The sequence below is a fragment of the Pseudomonas brassicacearum subsp. neoaurantiaca genome (genome assembly GCF_013608025.1).
In the GTDB taxonomy this organism is placed as follows: domain Bacteria; phylum Pseudomonadota; class Gammaproteobacteria; order Pseudomonadales; family Pseudomonadaceae; genus Aquipseudomonas.
In genome coordinates this window covers 15624-41295 of the sequence record NZ_VDLV01000016.1, presented here as the reverse complement: position 1 = coordinate 41295, position 25672 = coordinate 15624, and the positions used below count along the sequence as shown (strand labels likewise).

Below are 25672 nucleotides of genomic sequence, written 5' to 3'. Positions count from 1 at the left end.
GCTGATTCTGTATTCACATCGGATCAAATTGTGGGAGCGAGCTTGCTCGCGAAAGCAGTAAGTCAGTCAACAGAGTTACCGGCTGATCTTCCGCTATCGCGAGCAGGCTCGCTCCCACGGGGAGCTGTAGCGCTGCTGACTCTGTATTCACATCGGATCAAATTGTGGGAGCGAGCCTGCTCGCGAAAACAGTAGGTCAGTCAAAAGAGTTACCGGCTGATCTTCCGCTATCGCGAGCAAGCTCGCTCCCACAGGGTCTTGTGTTGATCGGGCTATTACAGGCCCAACAGTTGCAACCGCAGCCGAACCGCCGCTTCGATCCCTGCCTCGTCCAGCCCGCATTCGGCCAGCATCTGCGCGGGCTTGGCGTGTTCGACGTAGGTGTCCGGAAGGCCCAGGTGCAGCACAGGCTTGAGGATGTTTTCCCGCGCCAGGTACTCGCTGACCGCCGAGCCGGCGCCGCCCATGATGGCGTTCTCTTCGATGGTCACCAACAGCTCGTGGCTGCTGGCCATCTCGCGGACCATGGCTTCGTCCAGGGGTTTGACGAAACGCATGTCCACCACGGTGGCATCGAGCGTCTCGGCGACCTTCAGGGCCTCGGCCAATTGCACGCCGAACACCAGCAGGGCTGTTTGCTTGCCTTGGCGGCGGATCACACCTTTGCCGATCTCGATCGGCTCCAGTTCGCTTTCGATCGTGGCGTTCGGGCCGGTGCCGCGTGGGTAGCGCACCGCCGCCGGACCATTGAACAGGTGGCCGGTGGTGAGCATCTTGCGCAGTTCGTTTTCATCGCTCGGCGTCATCACCAGCATGCCGGGGATGCAGCGCAGGTACGACAAGTCGAAGCTGCCGGCGTGGGTCGGGCCGTCTTCGCCCACCAGCCCGGCGCGGTCGATGGCGAACAGCACATCGAGGTTCTGCACCGCCACGTCGTGGACGAGCTGGTCATAGCCGCGCTGCAGGAACGTCGAGTAGATCGCCACGACAGGCTTGGCACCTTCGCAGGCCATACCGGCGGCGAGGGTAACGGCGTGTTGTTCGGCAATCGCCACGTCGAAATAACGCTGCGGGTAGCGTTCGCTGAACGCCACCAAGTCCGAGCCTTCCTTCATCGCCGGGGTGATGCCCACCAGGCGCGGGTCGGCGGCAGCCATGTCGCACAGCCATTGGCCGAACACGCCGGAATACTTCGGCCCGCCGGCCTTTTTCGGCGCGGCCGCCGGGGCGTCCAGGGGTTCGAGCTTGGTGATGGCGTGGTAGCCGATCGGGTCGACTTCCGCCGGGGCGAAGCCCTTGCCTTTCTTGGTGACCACGTGCAGGAACTGCGGGCCCTTGAGGTCGCGCATGTTGCGCAACGTGGCGATCAGCGTGGGCAGGTCGTGGCCGTCGATAGGGCCGATGTAATTCCAGCCCAGCTCTTCGAACAGCGTGCCGGGGACCAGCATGCCCTTGGCGTATTCTTCGGTGCGGCGGGCGATTTCCCAGGCGCCGGGCAGGCGCGACAAGACCTTCTTGCTGCCTTCGCGCATGCTGGCGTAGGTGCGGCTGGAAAGGATCTTCGCCAGGTAGTTGGACAAGCCGCCAACGTTGCGCGAGATCGACATGTCGTTGTCGTTGAGGATCACCAGCATGTTGGCGTCGACTTCCGGCGCATGGTTCAGCGCCTCGAAGGCCATGCCGGCGGTCAGTGCGCCGTCGCCGATCACGGCGATCGCCTTGCGTTCGCTGTTTTGCAGGCGGGCGGCAATCGCCATGCCCAGGGCGGCGCTGATGGAGGTGCTGGAGTGACCGACGCCAAAGGTGTCGTATTCGCTCTCGGAGCGGCGCGGGAAGGCGGCGATGCCGTCCTTCTGGCGCAGCGTGCCCATGCGGTCGCGACGGCCGGTGAGGATTTTATGCGGGTAGGCCTGGTGTCCGACGTCCCACACCAACCGGTCGTCCGGGGTGTCGAAGACGTAATGCAGCGCGATGGTCAGCTCGATGACGCCCAGGCCCGCGCCGAAGTGCCCACCGGTCTGGCCGACCGTGTAGAGCAGTTCCAGGCGCAACTCATCGGCCAGGGTTTCCAGCTCGGCTTCACCCAGGCGACGCAGGCCGTCCGGCGTGTTGGCGCGGTCCAGCAGGGGCGTGGTCGGGCGCTTGCGGGGAATCTCTTGAAACGTCGTGGGCATCAGGCGAATCGTTATAGGTATAGAAAGAGGCGGCAGTTTACCTTATGCATCGCAAGCTGCCCACGCGTCGGCCGGAACTTGGCCGATACGCACTTAAATGGGTTGACCGTGTATCAGCTGCGTCGTTCGACGATATAACGCGCCAAGTCGCGCAACGGTTCGGCTGCCGCGTCAAAGGGTCGCAGCGCGGCCAGGGCCTGATCGCGCAGTTCCAGGGCGTAGGCCTTGGCGGCATCGAGGCCGAGCAGGGCCGGGTAGGTCGGCTTGTCCCGAGCGATGTCGGCGCCTTGACGCTTGCCCAGGGTCTGGGTATCGCTTTCGACGTCGAGAATGTCGTCTTGGACCTGGAACGCCAGGCCGATGGCCCGGGCGTAAGTTTGCAAGGCTTGCAGCTGTTCCTGCGTGGCCCGGCCGCTGGCCAGGGCGCCGAGCTTGACGCTGGCTTCGATCAGCGCGCCGGTCTTGTGCCGGTGCATGTATTCCAGCGCGTCCTGATCGAGCTTCAAACCCACCGAGCCAAGGTCGATGGCCTGGCCACCGACCATTCCGGCGGGGCCTGCCGCCAATGCCAAGGCACTGACCATGTCCAGGCGAACCTGCGCCGGGCAATCGCTTAGGGTCGGGTCCAGCAGGGCGGTGAAGGCCAGGCTCTGCAGGCCATCTCCGGCCAGGATCGCGCAGGCTTCGTCGAATTTTTTGTGAGTCGTTGGCTGGCCGCGACGCAGGTCGTCATCGTCCATGGCCGGCAGGTCGTCGTGCACCAGGGAATAGGCGTGAATCAGCTCAACCGCGCAGGCTGCGCCGTTGGCCTGTTCGGCATGGCCGCCCAAGGCTTCGCACGCGGCGTAGGCCAACAGCGGCCGAACACGCTTGCCACCGTTCATCACGCTGTAGCGCATGGCTTCGTACAGGCGCGCCAGTTCCGGGCTCGGGGCGTTGAACAAGGTGTCCAGTGCAGCATTGACCCGGGCCTGGCTGCTGGCCTGATAAGCGCCGATCATTCAGGCTGTTCCGCATCGAAAGGTTCTTCGGTCAGCTCGCCGTCGCGTTCGAGCAACAACTGTACCTTCTGCTCGGCCTGGGCCAGCGCCGCCTGGCAGTCGCGAGTCAAGCCGATACCTTGCTCGAAAGCAGTCAGCGAGTCTTCCAGCGACAATTCGCCGTTCTCCAGCCGTTCGACCAGTGTTTGCAGGTCGGCCAGAGATTGTTCGAAATCCAGTGCAGCTTTTTTGCGGGCCATGGCGGCTATTCCGGTTGACTGTTAAACCGGCGCGACACTAGCAGACATGGGGTTTTCGGGCAAATCAGGGTGGGGTAAACGCCTGCGGTGATCCTTTGCTTTTGAGGCGAGGGAGCTTGCTCCCGCTGGGCTGTGTAGGAGCTGTCGAGCGAAGCGAGGCTGCGATCTTTCCCCGAGGCACCTGAATCTCAAGCGAAGATCAAAAGATCGCAGGCTTCGCCAGCTCCTACAAGGCGCAGTCCAACGGGAGTAAGTTCTCACGCCACAGATCGACTCAGTCAGGGGCGATTTCCGTATTCGGCTCATCTCGTGAGCCGAATAAATCCTCTATTCGGCTCACAGCACCTTCGATACGTGATTTCCCACACAGAATCGCGCGTTTCCCGATTGTGAAAAAACTGTCAAATGGCTACTCTTCGCGCCATCTTTGGCCCCTTGTAACGGGGCCTTCAGACAAAACCCGAATAATGACAAACAGCGCCCCGGGAAGGGTGTCGGGTTGCGTCGTGCATGGCAGGAGGCTTACGTGCGTTTTCTTTCTTTATTGATCGTGTTGCTCGGTGCGCCGCTGGCGTGGGCCGGGCCTTCGGCTGAAATGTCGGAGCCGGTCGGCGGCTGGCGCTACAGCGGCTTGCTCGATCGCACGGAAAACCCCCAGGTCGCCTATCCCACGCCGCCCATCGACCGCGGTATCCAGCGCAACCGCACGATGATCGAAGGTCGAATCAAGGACATGGGCACGGCGCGCCAGCCCCACAGCCTGTCGGTCAACGGCAACCCGCTGAATCTCTATACCGATGAAGAGGGGCGTTTCGCCCGGCCATACGCGTTTGGCGCTGGCTCCAACAGCGTCGAGGTGCGCAGCTCCGAAGGTCAGTCTCTCAAGCGCGTGCAATTCTACGAAGCCAATAACCTACGCACCCCGGCGCAGATCCGCGTGGTGCTGGGCTGGGACGATCCGAACGCCGAACTCGACCTGCATATCGTCACACCCGACGGCCAACATGCCTTTTTTGGCCAGCCGGCCCTGAGCAACGGTGGCGGCCTCGACCCGGACGGTGTCGACGGTCCCGGTCCCGAGATGTTCACCATGACCGCGCCGATGCACGGCACCTACCTGGTCTACGTGAACTATTGGGGCAACTACGGCGACGGCGGCTACAACTTCGATGAAACCAGCAACCAGAACGAGGTGATCACCTCGCAGATCAACCTGGTGCTCAACGAAAACACCGTCGATGAAAAACGCGAGACCTTCGTCGTGCCCCTGCGCGCCATTGGCGATCTGTTGCTGGTCAAGACTTTCAATTACTAATCCGGTCCACGGATGAACAGGCCCTTGTGAATATGAGCGACAACACTGCTTCCCCGACCACGCCGACACCTGTCGCCAAACCTGGGCGCCGCTGGCCGGCGATTCTGATCGGGCTGTGCCTGGTGGCCGGCGCGGCCGGCGGGTTGGGCTGGTTCATGAACAAGCCCAAGGCGCCGCCCATGGAGCTGGCGTTGGAAAAACTCGGCGTGAGTCGTCCCGACGGCTTGATCGAGGCCCATTCCCTGAGCCAGTTGCCCAAGGATTTGCTGGCTGTGCCGTTCCTCAAGGCCACGCTCACCGAGGACTTCGTCTTCTATTACGAAGCCCACGCCGACCGCCTCGGCCTGATCGGTAGCCTGCGCCGGATCATCTACGAGCATGACCTCAAGCTGCAGGACAGCCTGATCGAGCAACTTTTCGACCAGCCGGCGGACGTGGCGTTGTGGCGCGGGGCGGATGGTCGTCTCAAGGATTTCCTGCTGGTAATGGATCGCGGCGGGTTGGCCAAAGTCCTGGAACCGCTGGCGAAAGTCGCCCTGGATGACACCCAGTTGAGCAAACTGGGTGACTTGAAGGTGAGCGGCGATGAAGTCGCGCTCTACCAGCTCAGCTATAACGCCAGCAAATCCCTGGTCTTCGCCTCCCATGGCGACAAGCTGGTCGTGTTGTCCAACCCGACCAAGCTCTACGACAAGGGCAATGGCCCTACCGATGAAGCCGGCATGGTCTCGACCCAGGCTCTGGAGGCACTGCTGGCCGGGGACAAACTCTTCCCTGAAGCGTTCGGCCTCGCGGCCAAGGCGCCAGAGGTCAAGCAACGCATCTCGGTCAACGCCAGTGTGCTTGCCATGGGCTACCAGCGGTTCATCCCGAACTTCGCCGGCCTGCGCTTCGACATGGACGACAAGGGCTGGCACAGCTTCCTCGCCATGGATGAATTGGAGAACCAGCCGGACTTCGACTTCAAGCCGATCTGGCAAGCCATGCCCATGGGCGCCAGCGCCTGCGTGGCCTTGCCCCTGGCCGCAGAGCAGCAAAAGCCGTTGCTGGTCAAACTCGGCGCCGAGGAAAAAGCCGCCCAGGCCATGGTCGACCATGTGGCGGGTGCGGCTGGCCTGTGCTGGTACGCCGATTCCCGGCTGTACACGCCGCTGCTGGTGGCAAGCCTGAACGAAGACGACGGCAAGCTCGACGCCGACCTGGGCAACCTGTTCGGTTCGATGGTTGGTGCTTATGAAAACAACGTCGCCGAACACGCGTTCCCGGTGGTGGAGAAGCAAGAAGATTCGACGCACCAATGGCAGCGCCAGGTCAGCTCCAACTTCGGCCCCTATTCGGCCAAGGACGCGCAGCAGCCCGAGGCGATCACCGGCAAGGCGTTCATGCGCGTCAGCCTGGCGCGCCACGGTTCGACCTTGCTGTTCTCCCTCGATGACAAACTGGTCGACAAGGCCCTCGGCACCCTCGACAAACGCTTCCCGCCCATGGCCGACGTGGTGCCCAAGGACCTGCTGATGCCGGTCTACTTCGGCCCGGATTCCATGGCGCAACTGATGCAGCGCGAAACCCTCGACAGCCTGCCCCAGGACATGGAGCCGGTGTTCTACAACGCCGCGCAAACCTACCTGATTCCGAAACTGCGCACCCTTGGCGGCTACGGCAAATACGCCCTGACGCTGCCAGCAGGCAGCGAGCCGGACGGCCATTGGCAGTGGCTGCCGCTGGAATGGAAAGCGCTGTGACAGGACTGATCCGCAACCGCGCGTTGACGTTGCTGCTGGCGCTGTTGTTCGGCGGGCCTGCGCTGGCCGTCGAGGCGCCGGCGCTGGATGCGCAGCAATCCCAGGTCTTTCGTGCCTGGTTCGTGCGCATTGCCCAGGAACAGCTGACCAAAGGCCCGAGCCCGCGCTGGTATCAGCAGGATTGCGCCGGGCTGGTGCGTTTCGCCGCCAACGAAGCGCTGAAGGTCCATGACGAAAAATGGTTGCGCAGCAATGGCCTGTCCAACCGCTACCTGCCGCCGGAGCTGCCGCTCAGCGAGGCGCAACGAAGCCTTGCCCAGCAATGGCAGCAGGGTGGCGGCAAGGTCGGGCCCTACGTCAACGCGATCAAGCTGATCCAGTTCAACAGCCGTCTGGTGGGCCGGGATGTCACCCAGGCCCGGCCCGGCGACCTGATGTTCTTCGATCAGGGCGACGACCAGCACTTGATGATCTGGATGGGCCGCTACATCGCCTATCACACCGGCACGACCACCCCAACCGACAACGGCATGCGCTCCGCAAGCCTGCAACAACTCATGAACTGGAAGGACACCCGATGGATACCCGACGCAGCCAACCCCAACTTCATCGGCGTCTATCGACTCAACTTTCTCACCCAATGACCGGTGCCCGCATGCTGCGCTTGTGTTCAAAACTGCCCCTGCTGTTCGCTCTGTTGCTGGCGCCCCTGGTGAATGCCGAAGACACCGTGGAGCCCAGCGGTTATACGCCGGTGTCCGGTGAAAGCTTTTTCCTGCTGGCCGACAGCAGCTTCGCCAGCGACGAGCAAGCCATGGTTCGTCTCGAAGCACCGGGCCGCGACTACCGGCGGTTCCGCATGGAGCCCTACGGCGGCGCTGATATCCGCGTCTATCGGATCGAAAAACCGCTGGAGTTCCTCAAGCGCCAGAAGAACCTGCACCGCGTAGTCAGCGACGGCCAGTTCAAGGGCGAAGGCCTGTCGAACACCCTGTCGTACCTGTGGGACAACTGGTACCGCAAGTCCCGTCGGGTGATGCAGCGGGCGTTCTCCTACGAGTCCCGTCAGCAGGTCACCGAAGAAGTGCCGGAGCTGAAGATCGGCGACGCCCTGGTCGCGCCGACGCCGTACGATGCGCCAGCGCAATTCGCCTTGATCCCCGGTTTGCCGGTGGTCAGCCAGTTCCGCTACCCGCTGTGGCAGGCCAAGCCGATCCAGCCGCCAGAAGGCGTCAACCTGGCCGGTTCGTCCAGCGAGTTTGTCAGCGTCGCGCCAGGCAACGTCTATGTGCCGCTGGGCCAGTTGAAGCCGGGCCTCTATTTGGTGGAGGCGTTGATCGGCAAATATCGCGCGACCACCATGGTCTTCGTATCCAACACCGTGGCCGTGAGCAAGATTGCCGGTGACGAATTGCTGGTCTGGGCCGCACGCAAGCATGAAGGGCGCTCGGTGCCCAAGGTCAACGTGCTGTGGACTGACGGCCTGGGCGTGATGAGCAGCGGGGCCACCGACGAGGACGGCCTGCTGCGCCTCAAGCACGTCAGCCCGGAGCGTTCGTTCGTCATCGGTGAAGATGAGGAAGGCGGGGTATTCGTCTCCGAGAACTTCTACTACGACAGCGAAATCTACGACACCAAGCTCTACGCCTTCACTGACCGGCCGCTGTACCGGCCGGGGGATTGGGTGTCGCTGAAAATCGTCGGTCGTGAGTTCAAGAACGCCCGTGACTCGGTGCAGCCCGCGGCCGCCGACGTCAACGTCAGCGTGCTCGATGCCACCGGCACCGCATTGCAAACCCTGGCCCTGAAGCTCGATTCCAAGGCTGGCACCCAAGGCCGATTCCAATTGCCGGAAAACGCCGTGGCCGGTGGTTACGAGCTGCGCTTCAGCTACAAGGACCAGCTCTACAGCGGCGCCTTCCGCGTAGCCGAATACATCAAGCCGCACTTCGAGATCGCGCTGAACCTGGCCAAGCAGGATTACCGCACCGGCGAGCCGGTCAAGGGCAACCTGGTGCTGTTGTACCCGGACGGCAAGCCGGTGGCGAGCGCCAAGGTCAGCCTGAGCCTGCGCGCCCAGCAACTGTCGATGGTGGATAACGAGCTGCAATACCTCGGGCAATTCCCGGTCGAGCTGACCAGCAGCGAAGTGACCACCGATGCCAAGGGTAACGCCACCCTCGACCTGCCGGCCGCTGACAAGCCGAGCCGCTACACACTCACCGTGTTCGCCAGCGATGGCGCCGCGTATCGGGTCAAGACCACCAAAGAGATCCTCATCGACCGCGGCGCGGCGAATTTCCGCCTGAGCGCTCCCCAGCGGTTCAGCGCCGCCGGCCAGAAGGTGTCGTTCAGCTACGCCAACGAGGGCGGCAACGAGCAAGCCAAGGCCGTGACACCGGGTAGCTATGGCTGGGTGCGTCTGGAAGACCAGACCACTGGCGAAGGCAAACTGGCCGCCAAGGACAAAGGCTTCAGCCTGACCTTCGACCGCCCCGGTACTTACAACCTGACGCTCAAGGACGACCATGGCCGCGTCATCGGCGCGACCAGCCACGCGGTGACGGGCGAGGGCATCAAGGCCGTGCCGGGCACGGTCGAAATCGTCCTCGACAAGGCCGAATACAAGACCGGTGACGAAGCCCTGGCGCTGATCACCTTCCCTGAGCCGGTCAGCGATGCGCTGTTGTCGCTGGAGCGGGACAAGGTCGAGGCCACCGCGATGCTCTCCAAAGGCGCCGACTGGCTGAAGATGGAGAAACTCAGCGACACCCAGTACCGGGCACGCATCGCCGTGAAGGATAACTTCGCGCCGAACCTGACCTTCTCCGTGCTGTACACCAAGGGCGGCCAATACAGCTTCCAGAACGCCGGCATCAAAGTCGTTACACCGCAGATCGACGTGGCTATCAGCACCGACAAAGCCACCTACCGGCCGGGTGACACGGTGACCGTCGACCTCGGTACCCAGTTCGCCGGCAAGGCAATTCCCGCGCACCTGACCGTCAGCGTTGTCGACGAAATGGTTTACGCGCTGCAACCGGAAGTCGCGCCGACCATCGACCAGTTCTTCTACCACCCGCGCCGCAACAACGTGCGCACCAGCGCCAGCCTGTCGTTCATCAGCTACGACGTGGCGTTGCCAGGCAGCCCCGGCGCGCCGGGCAAGGCCAACCGCAGCGAGCGCGGCGTCAAGGTGCTGGAACGGCCGCGTCGCGAGGACGTCGACACCGCCGCCTGGCAACCGGAGCTGGTCACCGACGCCAATGGCAAGGCCCGCTTTACCTTCAAGATGCCGGACTCGTTGACCCGCTGGCGCATCACCGCCAAGGCGATTGCGGACGACGGTCAGGTCGGTCAGAAGAAGCAATTCATTGCCTCGGAAAAACCGCTGTACCTGAAGTGGAGCGGCCCGACCCGCTTCCGCACGGGCGACAAGCCGCAACTGGGCCTGTTCGCTTTCAGCCAGTCCGAGAAGCCGCTGAAAGCCGAGTTGCTGATCCGCTACGCCGGCGCTGAACAGCGTGTGGTCGCGGAGTTGAAAAACGGCATCAACTACGTGGCGTTGCCGGCGTTGGAACTGAGCAGCGGCGACTTGACCGTCCAATTGCAATTGAACGGTGAAACCCAGGACAGCCTGGCCATGCACCTCAATGCCAGCGGCAACGGTTGGCAAGTCACCCAGAGCCAACGCCTCGACGTGGCCAGCGGCGACACGCCACTGAACTTGCCGGCGGACGCCAGCGATATCCGCCTGCGCCTGGACGACAGCCCGCAAGCACTGTTCCGTTCGGCCCTGGACGACCTGCTCAGCTATCCATATGGCGGCGTCGAGCAGACCGCCAGCCGCTTGTTGCCATTGAGCATTGCGTATCCGACCCTGGCGTCGAACCCGCAGATCCGTGACCGCTTGCGGTTGATCATGCAAAACAGCCGCTTGCGCCTGGTGCAAATGGCCGGGCCGTCGGCGAGTTTCACCTGGTGGGGCCAGGACGGCGAGCCGGACGCGTTCCTCACTGCCTATGCCTATTACGCCGACTGGAACGCCAGCAAGGCCCTGGACCTGAGCCTGCCGCCGGAACACTGGCAGCGGGTGCTGGAGGTCTATGCCAAGCAGGCGGGCGATACACCACTGTTGCAGCGTGCATTGATTCTGTCGTTCGCCAAGCAGATGCAATTGCCGGTGAACACCTTGCTCAGTGGGCTGATGGATGATCTGGCGAAAGCCAGTGAAGACAGCACCGAGAGCGTGCTCGACAGCGGCGAAGACAGCCTGGTCATGTACGCGCCGGATTCGGCCCTTGGCCTGGCCAGCGCCCGTGTCCTGACTGCGTCCCTCGCCAAGCAGGCGAAAGTGCCGCTGCCGGCAGCGTTCAGCCGCCAGGCCGACGCCGCGCAACAGCAACTGGAGCTGAGCTCGCAGCCGTTCGTCGAGGCTTTGTTGTTGTCGGTGCAAGGCTTTGATCAGGCCCGCGCCAGCGCATTGTTGGGGCGCGTGCTGCCACAGCAATCCACCTTGGAGCGCGCCCTTGCCCTGACCTGGCTGCAACGCAGCATCGAGCAGGCCGCGCCGGCCGTGGCCCTCGCGCCGGGCGAAGGTTGGAAAGCCCAGCAAGGCGCGACCGGGGAAACCTACTGGCAATGGCAGGGCGCGCAGCTTCCAACGCTGCTGACCCTGACCGGTGCCCAGGAGCGTCCGTTGCAAGCGGCATTGAGCTTCCAGAGCCAGCAAGCCCCCGTGGCGCCGATGGCCGTGTCGATCACCCGTCGCCTGTCGCGCCTGGTGCCGGGTGACGAGGCGTTCACCTTCAAGCTCGAAGCCGTGGGCAACAAACCGTTGTCCAGTGACGCCCTTTACCTGGATGAAGTGATCATCAACAGCAAGGCTGCGACGCCGCTGCGCTACGGCATGCTCGAAGTGCCGCTGCCGCCGGGCGCCGATGTGGAACGCACCACTTGGGGCATCCAGTTGATGGGCAAGGCCGACACTGAGCCGACGTCCCTGGAAAAGGCGCGCTTCGAGCCGGGCCAGATGGCCTATGCGGTCCCGGTGGATGCCCTCAGTGGCGAGCTGCGCCTGCGGCACTTGGTGCGTTTCTCCCAGAAGGGTCAGTTCACCCTGCCGCCGGTGCGCTTCACTCAGGTCTACGCGCCACAGAACCAGGCCCGCGAACAGAAACCGGCGCTCGGTCAGGTGACGGTCAACTGATATGCGCAGGCCTTGGGTCTGGTGGTTGTTATGCTTGATTCCTGCGCTGGCGACAGCGCAGGAGGAGCCGTTGCGCCTGGCCTTCGACGGTCAGCTGTTGCGCGTGAGCCAGACCCAGGTTCTGGACCGCCAGCCGCTGCCCGACACGTTGCAGGCACCGTTGGGCAGCTTGTGGAAAATCTTCGTCTACGCCTGGCTGGTGGACACCGATGCTCGCGAACCGGTCTATGAGTGCCGCGGCGAGTCGAAGGATGAAGTCTATTGCTGCAACGCTGGGCAGAGCATTGGCCGCGACCAGGCGCTGGTGAAATCCTGTGGCTTGTATTTCGAGCCGCAGCGACTGGGGCTGTCGGCGCCAGCCTGGCGGGATTACTGGCAAGCGCGGCAGGCGCCGAAATGGTTGCTCGACCTGCCGGCCTTGCAACCGCAAACCCAGGTGCCAGTGGCTGAGCTGTTAAAGGCGCTGGCGACACTGCCGGCCCAGGATCAGGTCCGTCGGGTACTGCTCGATGTGGTGCTGGGCGCGGCGGACGGCCGGTTGGTCGGCCAGTTGGGCGGTCGCCTGCGGGTCAAGACCTGGAGTTGGCTGAGCGACCAAGGGCCTTCGTCGCGCCAGGGCGGTTTCGCCGGTTGGCTGGTCGATGGCACGCCCGTCTGGGCCGGTGGACGCGGTACCAGCCAGCAGGTCTTGAAGAAATATGGCGATGGCTTGGCCACGGCATTGCCCTCCCGTTGGCCAGCGGACACCGGGCGGTGCGTGGAAGTGGGATTGTTTGCCCGCTATCCCTTGAAACGGGTGATGGCCGGCGAGCGTCCAGCCATGCAGGGCCAGTTGCGCGGCGACTACCGCGTCGAGTTCAGCAACGGCAACCAGTTGGATATCCACAGCGACGGCGAGTTGTTCCTGCTGCCCGGCAAATTGGTCGCGCGGTTGGACCGGGAGGAGTATGTCGCCCGAGTCCTGCAGCGCGAAGCCAAGGCCGAACCCGCCGAAGCGGCCAAGGCATTGGCCGTGGCGATCCGCACCTACCTGTTGCAAAACGCTCAGCGCAACGGCGAATGCCTGAGCATCGACGACAGCAGCCATCGCCAGCGCGTCGCGCCGCGTCCGGCAGCGCCTGAAACCCGAGCGATTGCCGCGTGGACGAGCGACCTGGTCCTGGCCGGCACCGATGTGACTTACCACTCCGATCAACCCGGCCCGGACAAGTTGTCCTGGGCCCAGGCCGTCGAGCAAGCCAACGGCGGCCAGCGTTACGACGCGATCCTGCTGCACGCCTATCCGCGTGCCAGCCTCAGCCGTTGGGACAACCCGGTGGCGTCCTGCGAAGCCCTGCCTGCCGCCCAGGAGTGGTTGCTGAAACAGCGACGGGGCTGGCGCCAGCGGTTGGAAAGCGAAGTCGGCTACAACGAGATCAGTGCCTTCGCGGTGTGCCGCGTCGCCTTCGGTCGGCCATACGTCGACCGCGAGCGCCAGCGCATCTATGTGCGCGGCGTGCTGTCGCTGCAAGACCGCCTCGACCTGACTCATGAATATCTGCACCTGGCCTTTGAAGCTCACCCCAACGGCCAGGACGAAACCTATATCGAAGGGCTCGCCCGTCACCTCTTGCTGGAATAGACCATGACACTCCGTTATCCACAGGTCTTGCTGTTGCTCTGCGCCCTGACCGCGTTGCCGCCGGCCATCGCCGCTGACACCATCAAGCTCGACACCCCGATTGGCGGCTGGCGCAGCGGTGCGCCGGGTGGCGAAGGCGAAAGCTTCAGCCAGACCGTCAACTACCCGGCCTCGTCGGTCAATACGCCGCCAGGCCAGGCGAACACGGCGCGCATCAGCGGCCAGATCAAAGGCACGCCGAAGGATACTGGCGAGCCGGGTCAGCTCATCGTCAACGGCGTTAGCCTGCCGTTGAAGGTTGACGAGGAAGGCCGCTTCGACCGGCCATTCTCCTTTCCCAATGGCAGCAACAGCGTTGAAGTCCGCAGTGCCGATGGCCAGCAGCGCCACCGCACGCAATTCCTCAACACCAGCGGCGGCGCCACCCCGGCCAAGTTGCGGGTGTTGCTGACCTGGGACAGCGACGGCACCGACCTGGACCTGCACCTCGTGACGCCCGATGGCGCGCACATCTGGTACGGCGACCGCGCCGCTCCCAACGGCGCTGCTCTCGACGTCGACGTTACCACCGGCTATGGCCCGGAAATCTTCGCCATGCCTGCGCCGATCAAAGGCCAGTACCTGGTCTACGTCAATTACTACGGCGGCGGGTATAGCGGTGATGAGGATGAAGAGGGTGACGGCGAACAAGTGGAGCAAGCGCAACAAGCCCTGACCACGGCGAAAGTCACCGTCATCACCGAAGAAGGCACGCCGAGCGAGAAGATGGAGACCTTCGTGGTGCCGATGCGGGCGGTGGGCGAGCTGACGTTGGTCAAGAGCTTTAGCTACCCGTAACTCCGCATGCTGTGGCCCCGTGGCGAGGGAGCTTGCTCCCGCTGGGCTGCGAAGCGGCCCCAAAACAAGCACCGCGGAGTGTCAGGCTGATCGTATTGGCTGCTTGGGGCTGCTGCGCAGCCCAGCGGGAGCAAGCTCCCTCGCCACAAGAGCGGTGTGCCAGTGGACCAAGCACAAAAACGCCTGTGGGGGCGTCAGCATTTGTGACGAATAAAAATCTCACGCGTGAGCTATTGTGAGGTCTCGAAGTTGCCTGTAGTGTTTCTCACGCGTGAGTTTTTCACAGTGGGGTCAGTACCATGCCAACCAGCTCTCCATCAGACCCGGACGACGGGTCTGTGACCGATTCAGCCAGCCGCACGGGAGAGCGCGCCAAACCCTCCGCGAAAAAACCATCGAGCTTCTACATGAAGCAGATGCGCGCGGGCCTGAGTGCCGCCGGGTATGTGAAACACGAGACTTGGGTGCTTCCTGAAAACCGAAGCCTGCTCAAGCAAATGGAGAAACAGCTACGCCAACCGATTCTGGCTGGCCCATTCATGTCGGAGGATTACATGAGCGCAGGTAATAACTGGAACATCGATCGCCTCTACAGCGCCCTTCAGGCCCTGGACGAAGTGACCTCGAACGACATCACCCTTTCCCTCGTCCAAGGCGCCGAGTCCAGCATCAAGCTGGAAATGAATGACTTCGGTGGCTTGCCGATCTACATCGCCGTGGTCGGCGACCAGATCATCGTCGATACCGTGCTGGTGGATGTCGAGTCGATCAACGACGTCGCGGCCTTCAACGACGCGGTGTTGCGCAGCCGGGAAATGTTCCCGCTGTCGTCCATCGGCATCGAGTCCATGCCCAACGGGCAAGTTGTCTACAACATGTTCGGCTCCCTGAGCGCAGGTTCCAGCCTGACCAACGTGGTCACCGAGGTCAAAACCCTCGTCGACAACGTCCAGCGCGCCAGCGAAGCCTTCGAACGCTTCTTCATCTAATTCGCCGAATAGGAACCATCCAATGACTCAGTCCATCTGGAGCAAGTTGTTCACCGCACTGCGTGGCGGTGCCAACGAAGTCGGCGAATCGATCGTCGACCAACAGGCCCTGCGCATCCTCGACCAGGAAATCCGCGATGCCGACACCGCGCTGGCCAACGCCAAGCGCGAGCTGGTCACCATCATGGCCAAGCACAAGCTGGCGACCGATCGCGTCGGCGAATACAACGCCAAGATCAAGGACCTGGAAGCCAAGGCCCTGGCCGCGATCCAGGCCAACCGCGAAGACCTGGCGCTGGAAGTGGCCGAAGCCATTTCGACCCTAACCAACGAACTGGACGCCGAGCAGAAGCACGCGACCGAGTTCGGCGGTTACGCGGACAACATGCGCAAAGACATCACCAAGGCCGAAAGCCGCATCAAGAGTCTGCGCCAGCAAGTGGACATGGCCAAGGCCCGGGAAAGCGTGCAGAAGGCCCAGGTCAGCGCCTCGATCGCCAGTGGCGGCGCCAATGGCAAGCTGGAAACCGCCGTTGGTACGCTCAACCGCCTGCAGGCCAAGCAACAACAGCGTGCCGCTGAACTGCAAGCCCAGGACGAACTGGCCGAGGCTTCGACCGGCTCCGACCTGGAACGCAAGCTGCGCGATGCCGGCATCACGCCGAACGAAGGCAGCGCCAACGCGATCCTGGAACGCCTGAAGAAAAAATCGGCTGAGTAAATCGGTTCGGCCTGATCAAGCAAGGCAGGCCGAGCACAAAACCTGTGGCGAGGGGATTTATCCCCGCTGGGCTGCGAAGCGGCCCCAAAAAGCAGCAAACGCTAACTAACTGACACACCGAGGTGTCAGGTTAGGGCTGCTTCGCAACCCAGCGGGGATAAATCCCCTCGCCACAAGGGCTGTGCCTGGCCGGCCTGCTCATCGGATTTATTGTCGCCAAGGTATTCTATCCAAGCCCCACAGCAGGTTTAATGCTGTCCGGCCACTACGCTCGAGCACTTTGATGCCAGAGCGATTAGCCCGCCAGGAACCAAGCCCCACGGAGTCAGGGACGAGATGTCGATTTTTCTTCTGTTGCGCACGTACGCGGCGTCCTTCTTCCATCGCTTCGGTTGGGCGGGGCTGGCCATTGCGCTGGGCGTGCACCTGTCTACGGCCTGGATCGGCCTGGTGCTGCTGGGCGAGCAGCACCTCATCACCGCCGCCACGTTTATCTACTTCTATCTCACCACCACGCTCACCGTCGGCTATGGCGACCTGTTGCCCCAGACATCCGCCGGGCGAATTTTCGTGGCGACCTGGATCATGCTCGGGGGCATTGCCCTGTTGACGACGGTCATCGGCAAAACCACCAGCAGCGTCATCGATGTATGGAGAAAAGGCATGAAGGGCAAAGGCGATTTCACCGGCAAGGTCGGCCACACGGTGCTTATCGGGTGGGAGGGCGCTTCCAGCGAGCGGGTCATCGAACTGCTGCTGCAGGACGAAACGTCCAATGACAACCTGATCGTCATCTGCGATTGCAATCTCGAAGAAAATCCCATGCCCGGCAAGGCCACGTACATCAGGGGCGACAGCCTGTCTTCCGTCGCCCTGTTGCAGCGTGCCGGCGTGCCGGCGTGCCGGGCGCCGAACGCGTGCTGGTGCGCACCCATTCCGACGACCTGACCCTGGCCACCGTGCTGGCGGTCAACCGACTGGGGCCTGTTGGGCATGTGGTTGCCCATTTCAATGACAGCGAAGTGGCCGCACTCGCCAGCGCCTACGCGCCGAGCCTGGAATGCACCTCGAGCATGGCGATCGAAATGCTCGTGCGTGCTTCCCAGGACCCGGGCTCGTCAGTGGTCATCAATGAGTTGCTCTGCGTAGGCCAAGGTGCCACCCAGTACCTGATGAAACTGCCCGAGGCGTTCGAAGCGAGCTTCGGCGACCTCTATACCCGGTTGAAGGAGCAGCACAACGCTACGCTGATCGGCTACCGTGCCAAGGGCGACCGACATCCGTCGATCAACCCGCCTGGCGCCACCCGCGTCATGGGCGGCGAACTTTTCTACATCGCTTCCACGCGTCTCAAGGACATTTCCCATGGGGTGGTTTAAACAGTTGATGGGGCTTGAGGCCCCGAACGCGAACACGACAGCCAACACGCCGATCGTTGGGCCGCTGGGCCTGGCCTCCGGCAAGCAAGTCATGTTCGATGCCACGCTCAAATTGCTGCTCGACGGCAACAGCGCCGTGGTGATTCCGGCCAACCAACAGATCTGGAGCCTGGGCGTCGTCGACCTCGGACAGTCGAACTGGCTGTCGCGCTGCTACATGAACGACGAAGACTACTGGCTGCAAGTGCACACCAGTGGCGACACCGCCGGGCAGGTCGAATCGGTGATCCTGTTCAACTACCTCAGCTACGTCACGATCAACAGCGAAGCCGAACTGCGTCGCCTGGCCGGCCCGGAAAGCCTGATCGGCCTGCCGACCTACACCCACGACGGCGTCGAGTACACCCGCGAATGGGGCACCGAGGCGGGCCAGACAGAATTGGTAACGCTGAGCGAGCGCGTAAGCAATCCGGACGAGTCCTACACCGTCGAGCACCGTTCGATGTTGTACGCCCGTGACACCGGCCTGACGGATCGCCGGGAGTTCCTGCTGTTCTCCGTCGAAGAGGACGCCGAAGGCACCGTCAGCCTGAGTACTTCGCTGGGTATTTCCCTGTACACCACTGACCTGAACACTTTTTGAATAAGGAAGAAGTCCATGCTTGAAGCGCTCTCCATTTCCCTGAACAAAGCCGCCGTGCTTGGCTTTGTCATGTACATCCTCGGCGCCGCCGTGCTGTTCGCGCTGTTCCAGTTCATCTACACACGCGTCACGCCGCACAAGGAATTCGAACTGATCCGTTCCGGCAACGTGGCCGCGGCCATCGCCCTGGGCGGCGCCGTCATCGGTTTCGCCATCCCGGCCAGCAACGTGATCGCCTACTCGATCAGCATGCTGGACTTCGTCGTCTGGGCGGTGATAGCCGCGGTCGTTCAGTTGCTGGCGTTCCTGGTCACCAGCCTGGTGCTCAAGGGCGCTTCCGCGCGCATCAAAAACGGTGAAATCGCCGCGGGAATCTACATCGCCGCCGTGGCCATCAGCGTCGGCATGTTGAACGCCGCGTGCATGACGCCTTCCACGAACTGATTGCGCCACGGAGATCCCGATGAAACGAAGCAAGTACGTCCAGCTCTCGCTGGCCGCGTCGGTCGCCCTGGCGATATCCGGCTGTGGGCCAACGGAAAAAACCTACAAGTTGCAGAAGAAGTACAACTTCCAGTCCGTCCAGCAATGTGTCGATGAAAAGCTGCCGGTGGATATTTGCTCCACCGCCTACATGACTGCCATGGGTGAGCATCGTCGCATCGCGCCGGTATACGATAGCAAGGCCGATTGCGATGCCGACTTCGTGCCCGATTGGTGCCAGCAGGACTCGGCCGGCAAGTTCCTTCCCAAGCTGGGTGGTTTCGAGCTGAACGCCGATGGCGAAGTCACGCAGTCCGAGGTCGATGCAGCCCGGGCCCAGTTGCCGCCTTCGGAAGCGAACGTTGGTGGTTCGGGCTTCGGCAATCTGCTGACCGGCATGCTGATCGGCAATATGTTGAGCGGCAACCGCAGCAGTTATTACTCCGAGCCGGTCTACCGCTACCGCGATGATCGTGGCGATTACGGGTCTTCGACGCTCAGCCAGCGGGTATCCAAGGGCTCGACCTTCAACAAGTCCAACCAGGCGCGGTACGGCAGCTACACCGATTCCATCAAGACCAGCAAGGCGATGTCCGTCGCTTCGTCCACGTCTCGCGGTGGTTTCGGCAGCAGCTCCAGCGCCCGCAGCGGTTGGGGCGGTTCCAGCAGCTCCGGCGGTTGAGGAACCAGCGCCATGAAGAAGATCCAGTGCGCAGAGCGTCCTGACTGGAAACAGACCGCCGAGCAGCTCGGCTTTCTGTTCCACACCATCGACGACGAACCCTATTGGGACGAAAGCGCGTACTACCAGTTCACCCTCAAGCAGATCGAGGACGACCTGGAAGACCCGACCACCGAGCTCCATGAGATGTGCATGGACCTCGTGGCGCGCGTGGTCCAGAGCGAAGAGTTGCTGGAGCGCCTGAGCATTCCCGCGCCGTTCTTCGACCTGGTGCGTACCTCATGGCTGGAAGGCCACCCGCACCTGTATGGGCGCATGGATTTCTCCTATAACGGCTCGGGCCCGGCCAAGCTGTTGGAACTCAACTACGACACGCCGACCAGCCTCTACGAGGCGGCGGCGTTCCAGTGGGGCTGGTTGGAGCAATGCATCGAGCGCGGCATGCTGCCGGCCCATGCCGACCAGTTCAACAGCATCGACACCAAGCTGCACCAGGCCTTCGCCCAGTTGCAGCTCACCGAGCCGTTTTATTTCGCCTCGATGAAAGGCTCGGTGGAAGACAAGGGCACCACGGACTACTTGCGCCTGATCGCGGAAAAAGTCGGCATCGAATCGCGGCACATCGATATCGAAGACATCGGCCTCAACAGCGACGGACGCTTCGTCGATCTGGAAGAGCGCTGGATTCCGCACCTGTTCAAGCTGCACGCCTGGGAGTTCATCTTCCACGAGCCGTTTGGCGAGGCGATTGCCCAGTGCGATACGCAGTTTTTTGAGCCTGCCTGGAAGTCGATCATCTCCAACAAAGGCATCCTGCCGCTGCTGTGGGAGTTCAACAAAGGCCACCCGAACCTGCTCGCCGCCCACCTGGACAGCGACATCAGCAAAGCGGTGCCCAAGGGCTGGGTGCGCAAGCCGTTCTTTTCCCGGGAAGGCGCCAACATCGAGTTACAGACCGCTGACGGCTTGATCGTCAAGGAAGACGGCCCGTATACCGACGCGCCGTTCATCCTTCAGGAATTCGCGCCACTGCCACGCTTTGGCGACAGCTACACGCTGATCGGCTCCTGGGTCATCGGCGACCAGGCGGCCGGCATCGGCGTGCGGGAAGACAACAGCCTGATCACTAAGGACTCCAGCCGGTTTTTGCCGCATTTGATCCTCGACTGATTTCCCCCGGTATAGAAAGAGAACCCTGTGGGAGCGAGCTTGCTCGCGATAGCGGTGGACCAGTTGATATCTATGTCGACTGACCCGCCGCTATCGCGAGCAAGCTCGCTCCCACAAGTATCTTTGCCCGAGCATCGGCACCGCCTGTCGCCTTCGCGGAATTGCGCCTGTCGCCTTCCGGTCGATTTCAAAGAGTCCATTAAAAACCGGAAATCGACGCGCCATTCGTGCAGGAGGCCTCCATGCATATCCACCACCTGAACTGCGGTTGCATGTGCCCGGTGGGCGGGAAGTTGTTCGACGGTTACAGCCGAGGGCTGACGGCGTGCCTGGTGTGTCATTGCCTGTTGATAGAGACCGACAACAACGGCCTGGTGCTGGTGGACACTGGTTTTGGACAGCGGGATGTACAGACCCCCGAGCGATTGAGTCGATTTTTCCGGGCATTCAACAACATCAAGTTCGAACATCGCCTCACTGCCTTGGAGCAGGTGCGGCGCCTAGGTTTCGATGCCAACGACGTGCGGCACATCCTGCTGACGCATCTGGATTTCGATCACGCGGGCGGGCTGCAGGATTTTCCCCAGGCACGCGTGCACGTCATGCGCGACGAAATGGCGGCGGCACGCTCGGCTGACAGCTGGATCAGTCGCCGCCGGTTCGAGGCGCGCCAGTGGCAGGGCGTCGATAACTGGGAGTTCTACGCCCCGGACGGCGACACCTGGTTCGGTTTCGATTCGGTGCGAGCGCTGATTGGTGCCGAAGAAGAGGACATTTTCCTGGTGCCGCTGCAAGGGCATACCGCCGGTCACGCCGGGATCGCCCTGCGCACGCCTGACGGTTGGATGCTGCATGCCGGCGACGCGTATTTTTTTCACGATGAAGTCCATCAAGCCGAGCGCCGTTGCCCGCCGGGCCTGAAGTTCTATCAATACATGATGGACACCTACCGCTCGGCACGGATGCGCAATCAAAATCGCCTGCGGGAACTGGCGCGGGTCCAGGACGGGCACGTCGAAATTTTTTGCAGCCACGATGCCAGGGAGTGGGAGAAGGCAATACTTCAGTCGCGTACGGTGCGGGTTGATTCCACGGCCACGCCCTCGGCCGCCGGTAGACAATCCTCCTGACCACTGCATGCCAATGACAGCTTTCCCTTTGCCCACGTCTCGTGGGCTTTTTTTTATCAGCGATGCCGTTCGTCACCGTATCAGGATGTTTCTTTCAACTAAGGCGTGGGGGCCAATTCTAAAAATCGTGTACCCAACAACACTGCTGAAAGGAGAAGGCCATGCCTGCTTCTCACGATCTTTACCAGGATTTGAATTGCAGCAAAGAGACGGTTCAACAGCGGCGCCAGCAAGACCCGGAGCTTGATTGCCTGCTCGATGAATACACGGATGTGGATAACCAAGTGTTGGCGGCCGAATCGATTTCGGCGGGCAACGTCGAGGGTGACGACCTCCGCAAACTCAAGGAGCAGCGCCTGTCGATCAAAGACAAGATCGCGCGGCAACTGACAAACAACCCATAAGCGAAGCCCAAGACATGCGAACTCGACTGCCTTGTTACGTATCAAGGTTGTTGCTGGTCGGCGGGATGCTGTTGCTCGGCGGTTGCGACATGGTGTTGTTCAATCCCAAGGGACAGGTCGGCGTTGACCAACGCAACTTGATCATTCTCTCGACGCTGTTGATGTTGCTGGTGGTGGTGCCGGTGATTGTCATGGCGTTCATCTTTTCCGTTAAGTACCGGGCCTCCAACACAAAGGCGAAATACACGCCGGAGTGGGCGCACTCGCGCAAGATCGAAACCGTGGTCTGGGGCGTGCCGCTGGTGATCATCATCATTCTGGGCGTGGTCACTTGGAAGTCGACCCATGCGCTCGACCCTTATCAGCCGCTGGATTCCGACGTGAAGCCGTTGGTGGTGCAGGTCGTAGCCACTGACTGGAAATGGCTGTTCATCTACCCGGAACTGGGCATCGCCTCGGTCAATGAACTGGCCATGCCGCTGGACACGCCGGTGAACTTTCGCGTGACGTCCGACGGCGCCATGACCTCCTTCTTCATTCCGGCGTTGGGCGGGCAGATCTATGCCATGGCCGGCATGCAGACCCAGTTGCACCTGATCGCCAACGAAGCCGGCGAGTACCGGGGCATTGCCGCCAACTACAACGGCCCGGGTTTTTCCGACATGCACTTCCGGACCCTGGCCACCGACGCGGCGGGCTTCGACAAGTGGGTCGCTGACGTGCGGGCAGGGCAGGGGCGGCTGGACAAGGACAGCTACGCGCGACTGGCCCGGCCCACGGTCAAGCATCCGGTGGAACACTACGCCTCGATCCAGCCGGACTTGTTCCAGACCATCATCGACAAGTACGAGGGCATGAACCGCTCCCGTGAAGTCGAGCATCGCATGGAGCACCTGCAGGGCAGCATCGAATCACCCGTCGGGGCCCGTCAACAAGGGCAGTAACACGATCCTGGAGTAGAACAGCATGTTTGGAAAACTGACGCTTGAGGCGATCCCGACGGATGAGCCCATCATCATGTGGACCCTCGCCGTAGTGGCGCTGATCGCCTTGGCTGGCATCGCGGCCATCACCTACTACCGCAAGTGGACCTACCTGTGGAAAGAGTGGTTTACCTCGGTGGACCACAAGCGCATCGGTGTGATGTACATCGTCGTCGGCCTGGTGATGCTGCTGCGCGGCTTCTCTGACGCGATCATGATGCGCACGCAGCAGGCGATGGCGTCCGACGGTTCGCCCGGCTATTTGCCGCCGGAACACTACGACCAGATCTTCACCGCCCATGGCGTGATCATGATTTTTTTCATGGCGATGCCGTTGGTGGTGGGCTTGATGAACGTCGTCGTGCCCTTGCAGATCGGCGCCCGGGACGTGGCGTTTCCCTTCCTCAATGCGTTGAGTTTCTGGTTGTTCGTCGCCGGGGCGATGTTGGTGAACGTCTCCCTGGCGGTCGGTGAGTTTGCCCGCACCGGTTGGGTGGCTTATCCGCCGTTATCGGGGCTTTCCTACAGCCCCGGGGTCGGGGTGGATTACTACATCTGGTCCTTGCAGATATCCGGGGTCGGGACGTTGCTCACCGGGGTGAATTTCTTCGTCACCATCCTGAAAATGCGTACACCGGGCATGACCCTTTTCCGCATGCCGGTGTTCACCTGGACGGTGCTGTGCACCGCGGTGCTGATCCTTGCGTCGTTTCCGATCCTCACCGCCACGTTGTTCATGCTCAGCCTCGACCGCTACCTGGACATGCATTTCTTCACCAACGAGCTGGGCGGCAACCCGATGATGTACGTCAATCTCATCTGGGCCTGGGGCCACCCGGAGGTGTACATCCTGATCCTGCCGGCGTTCGGCATCTTTTCCGAGGTGGCGTCGACTTTTAGCCGCAAGCGCCTGTTCGGCTATCACTCGCTGGTGTGGGCAACGATTGTCATCACCATCCTGTCGTTCATCGTCTGGGTGCACCACTTCTTCACCATGGGTTCGGGGGCGAACGTCAACGCCTTCTTCGGCATCATGACCATGATCATCGCCGTGCCCACCGGGGTGAAAATCTTCACGTGGCTGTTCACCATGTACCGCGGACGGGTGCGCTTTGAAACGCCGATGCTGTGGACGGTGGGCTTTATCGTCACCTTCAGCATCGGCGGCATGACCGGCGTGCTGCTGGCGGTGCCCGGCGCGGATTTCCTGCTGCATAACAGCCTGTTCCTGATCGCCCACTTCCATAACGTGATCATTGGCGGCGCGGTGTTCGGCTATATGTGCGGCCTGACCTACTGGTTCCCCAAGGCGTTCGGCTTCAAGCTTCACGACCGCTTGGGCCGGGCGGCGTTCTGGTGCTGGATCACCGGGTTCTATTTCGCGTTCATGCCGTCCTACTTCCTGGGCTTCATGGGCATGACCCGGCGCCTGAACCACTTCAACGTGCCCGAATGGGAGCCCTGGCTGCTGGCGGAGTTGCTCGGCGTCGGCATCATCCTGTGCGGGGTCAGCTGCCAAATCCTGCAGTTCTACTTCAGCATTCGCCAGCGCCACCAGAACCGCGACGTGACTGGAGATCCCTGGGACGGGCGCACGCTGGAATGGTCAACCGCTTCGCCGCCACCGTTCTATAACTTCGCCCAGCAACCGGTGGTGGAAGGTATCGATGCCTATTGGGGCATGAAGGAGCGCGGCCAGAAAACCGCCGTCGAGGCCGACTTCCAGAACATCCACATGCCGCGCAACACCGCCATGGGCCTGGTTATCAGTCTGTTCAGCCTGATCATGTGCTTTGCCCTGGTATGGCACATCTGGTGGCTGGCCATCGTCGGGCTCGTCGCTACCATCGGCGGTGTCATCTGGCGCAGCGCCGATGACGACATCGACTACTACGTGCCCGCCGAGGAGGTGGCGCGCATCGAAAATCAACGCATCAAGATGTTGGCGGAGGCCTGAGCATGTCCAATCTCGTCCAGCCAAACGCCACCGCGCCGGAATCCGAACACGGGCATTCGGACGCCAGCTCCATGACCTTGTTCGGGTTCTGGATCTACCTGATGACCGACTGCATTTTGTTCGCAACGCTGTTTGCGACTTATGCGGTGCTCGGGCAAAGCGTGGCCGGTGGCCCTGGTGCCGCCGATATTTTCGAATTGCCCTACGTCCTCACGGAAACTTTCATCCTGCTGTTCAGCAGCATTACCTACGGCTTCGCCATGCTCGCGCTGAGTGCCGGGCAGAAGCAGAAGGTATTGGCCTGGCTCGGCCTGACCTTCGTCCTCGGCCTGGCGTTTATCGGGATGGAAATCCATGAGTTCCAGAAGCTCATCGGCGAAGGCTACGGCCCCGACCGCAGCGCGTTTCTCACCGGCTTCTTCACGCTGGTGGGCACACACGGCCTGCACGTCACCACTGGCCTGATCTGGATGGCGGTGGTGATGTTCCAGGTTCAACGCAAAGGCCTGACCACGGTCAACGCCACCCGCATGGGCTGCCTGAGCCTGTTCTGGCACTTCCTCGACGTTGTGTGGATCTGTGTGTTTACCGTGGTCTATCTGTTTGGAGTGATGTAAATGAGCAACCTTCATGGCAGCGTCGACGCCAGCCACGGCAGCGCGAAATCCTACGTCACCGGGTTCGTGCTGTCGGTCATCCTCACCGTTATCCCGTTCGCCCTGGTGATGTATCCCACACTGCCCAAGCCTGTGACGGCCGGCATCGTGGCGGCCTTTGCGGTGATTCAGGTCGTCGTGCACCTGATCTACTTCCTGCACCTGAACTTCTCACCGCAACAACGCTGGAACGTGACGGCGCTGGTGTTCTCGACCGTGGTGATCGCGCTGCTGGTGGGGCTGTCGCTGTGGATCATGTACAGCGTGCATCACAATATGTTGGCGCATTGAATGTGCACCGAAGACCGCTCTTGTGGCGAGGGAGCTTGCTCCCGCT

At 62.0% G+C, this 25672-nt stretch carries 21 protein-coding genes and 1 pseudogene; 19 read left to right on the top strand and 3 right to left on the bottom strand.

Annotated elements, in window-relative coordinates; all coding sequences use genetic code 11:
- Positions 1–275: 275 nt before the first annotated feature.
- The 3 genes from dxs to FHK92_RS12930 all read right to left on the bottom strand — a co-directional run bounded on the left by dxs (position 276) and on the right by FHK92_RS12930 (position 3414).
- Positions 276–2174, bottom strand: a complete 1899-nt coding sequence (gene dxs / locus FHK92_RS12940; RefSeq protein WP_181288408.1) for a 1-deoxy-D-xylulose-5-phosphate synthase — start codon at positions 2172–2174, stop codon at positions 276–278.
- A 113-nt stretch (positions 2175–2287) separates the two neighbouring features.
- Positions 2288–3175, bottom strand: coding sequence for a (2E,6E)-farnesyl diphosphate synthase (gene ispA / locus FHK92_RS12935; RefSeq protein ID WP_181288407.1), 888 nt, complete (start codon positions 3173–3175; stop codon positions 2288–2290).
- Positions 3172–3414 carry an exodeoxyribonuclease VII small subunit gene (locus tag FHK92_RS12930; protein ID WP_003185917.1) on the bottom strand — a complete coding sequence of 81 codons (243 nt, stop codon included), beginning with the start codon at positions 3412–3414 and terminating at the stop codon, positions 3172–3174. The genes ispA and FHK92_RS12930 overlap by 4 nt, the downstream gene beginning before the upstream one ends.
- Before the next feature lie 526 nt (positions 3415–3940).
- Between FHK92_RS12930 and FHK92_RS12925 the strand changes: the two genes are divergently transcribed.
- From FHK92_RS12925 to cyoD, 19 genes and pseudogenes are all read left to right on the top strand, one after another.
- Positions 3941–4729, top strand: a complete 789-nt coding sequence (locus FHK92_RS12925; protein WP_030140447.1) for a YfaP family protein — start codon at positions 3941–3943, stop codon at positions 4727–4729.
- Between the two features lie 32 nt (positions 4730–4761).
- A complete protein-coding gene (locus FHK92_RS12920; protein WP_181288406.1) occupies positions 4762–6471 on the top strand; it encodes a DUF2138 domain-containing protein in 1710 nt (569 codons plus the stop codon).
- Entirely contained in the window at positions 6456–7115 is a 660-nt protein-coding gene (locus FHK92_RS12915; protein WP_181288405.1) for a DUF1175 domain-containing protein, read from the top strand. Before FHK92_RS12920 ends, FHK92_RS12915 begins: the two co-directional genes overlap by 16 nt.
- Positions 7112–11680 (top strand): alpha-2-macroglobulin family protein, encoded by a 4569-nt coding sequence (locus FHK92_RS12910; protein WP_181288449.1) that lies wholly within the window; start codon positions 7112–7114, stop codon positions 11678–11680. Before FHK92_RS12915 ends, FHK92_RS12910 begins: the two co-directional genes overlap by 4 nt.
- A gap of 1 nt (position 11681) precedes the next feature.
- Complete coding sequence (locus tag FHK92_RS12905; RefSeq protein WP_181288404.1) at positions 11682–13301, top strand: DUF2300 domain-containing protein; 1620 nt, start codon at positions 11682–11684, stop codon at positions 13299–13301.
- 3 nt (positions 13302–13304) lie between these two features.
- On the top strand, positions 13305–14138 hold the full coding sequence (locus FHK92_RS12900; RefSeq protein WP_181288403.1) for a YfaP family protein: 834 nt from the start codon (positions 13305–13307) through the stop codon (positions 14136–14138).
- 407 nt (positions 14139–14545) lie between these two features.
- A complete protein-coding gene (locus tag FHK92_RS12895; protein ID WP_181288402.1) occupies positions 14546–15127 on the top strand; it encodes a YjfI family protein in 582 nt (193 codons plus the stop codon).
- 22 nt (positions 15128–15149) lie between these two features.
- Positions 15150–15848 carry a PspA/IM30 family protein gene (locus tag FHK92_RS12890; protein ID WP_030140441.1) on the top strand — a complete coding sequence of 233 codons (699 nt, stop codon included), beginning with the start codon at positions 15150–15152 and terminating at the stop codon, positions 15846–15848.
- 336 nt (positions 15849–16184) lie between these two features.
- Positions 16185–17227 (top strand): annotated as a pseudogene (locus FHK92_RS12885) (ion channel).
- Positions 17214–17870 (top strand): DUF2491 family protein, encoded by a 657-nt coding sequence (locus tag FHK92_RS12880; RefSeq protein ID WP_181288401.1) that lies wholly within the window; start codon positions 17214–17216, stop codon positions 17868–17870. The pseudogene FHK92_RS12885 and the gene FHK92_RS12880 overlap by 14 nt, the downstream one beginning before the upstream one ends.
- Positions 17871–17885: 15 nt before the next feature.
- On the top strand, positions 17886–18314 hold the full coding sequence (locus FHK92_RS12875) for a DUF350 domain-containing protein (protein WP_014340424.1): 429 nt from the start codon (positions 17886–17888) through the stop codon (positions 18312–18314).
- Between the two features lie 19 nt (positions 18315–18333).
- Positions 18334–19035 carry a DUF1190 domain-containing protein gene (locus FHK92_RS12870; RefSeq protein WP_181288400.1) on the top strand — a complete coding sequence of 234 codons (702 nt, stop codon included), beginning with the start codon at positions 18334–18336 and terminating at the stop codon, positions 19033–19035.
- A gap of 12 nt (positions 19036–19047) precedes the next feature.
- Positions 19048–20205 (top strand): glutathionylspermidine synthase family protein, encoded by a 1158-nt coding sequence (locus FHK92_RS12865; protein ID WP_181288399.1) that lies wholly within the window; start codon positions 19048–19050, stop codon positions 20203–20205.
- Positions 20206–20447: 242 nt separating this feature from the next.
- Positions 20448–21335, top strand: a complete 888-nt coding sequence (locus FHK92_RS12860; RefSeq protein WP_181288398.1) for an MBL fold metallo-hydrolase — start codon at positions 20448–20450, stop codon at positions 21333–21335.
- Between the two features lie 161 nt (positions 21336–21496).
- The gene (locus FHK92_RS12855; protein ID WP_181288397.1) at positions 21497–21739 is read left to right on the top strand and encodes a YdcH family protein; all 243 of its coding nucleotides are present in this window, start codon (positions 21497–21499) and stop codon (positions 21737–21739) included.
- A gap of 14 nt (positions 21740–21753) precedes the next feature.
- A complete protein-coding gene (cyoA, locus tag FHK92_RS12850) occupies positions 21754–22683 on the top strand; it encodes a ubiquinol oxidase subunit II (RefSeq protein WP_181288396.1) in 930 nt (309 codons plus the stop codon).
- A gap of 22 nt (positions 22684–22705) precedes the next feature.
- Positions 22706–24679 carry a cytochrome o ubiquinol oxidase subunit I gene (gene cyoB, locus FHK92_RS12845; RefSeq protein ID WP_181288395.1) on the top strand — a complete coding sequence of 658 codons (1974 nt, stop codon included), beginning with the start codon at positions 22706–22708 and terminating at the stop codon, positions 24677–24679.
- A gap of 2 nt (positions 24680–24681) precedes the next feature.
- Positions 24682–25296 carry a cytochrome o ubiquinol oxidase subunit III gene (cyoC, locus tag FHK92_RS12840; protein WP_181288394.1) on the top strand — a complete coding sequence of 205 codons (615 nt, stop codon included), beginning with the start codon at positions 24682–24684 and terminating at the stop codon, positions 25294–25296.
- Positions 25297–25626: a cytochrome o ubiquinol oxidase subunit IV gene (gene cyoD, locus FHK92_RS12835; protein WP_181288393.1), complete on the top strand. Its 330-nt coding sequence runs from the start codon at positions 25297–25299 to the stop codon at positions 25624–25626.
- Positions 25627–25672 lie beyond the last annotated feature (46 nt).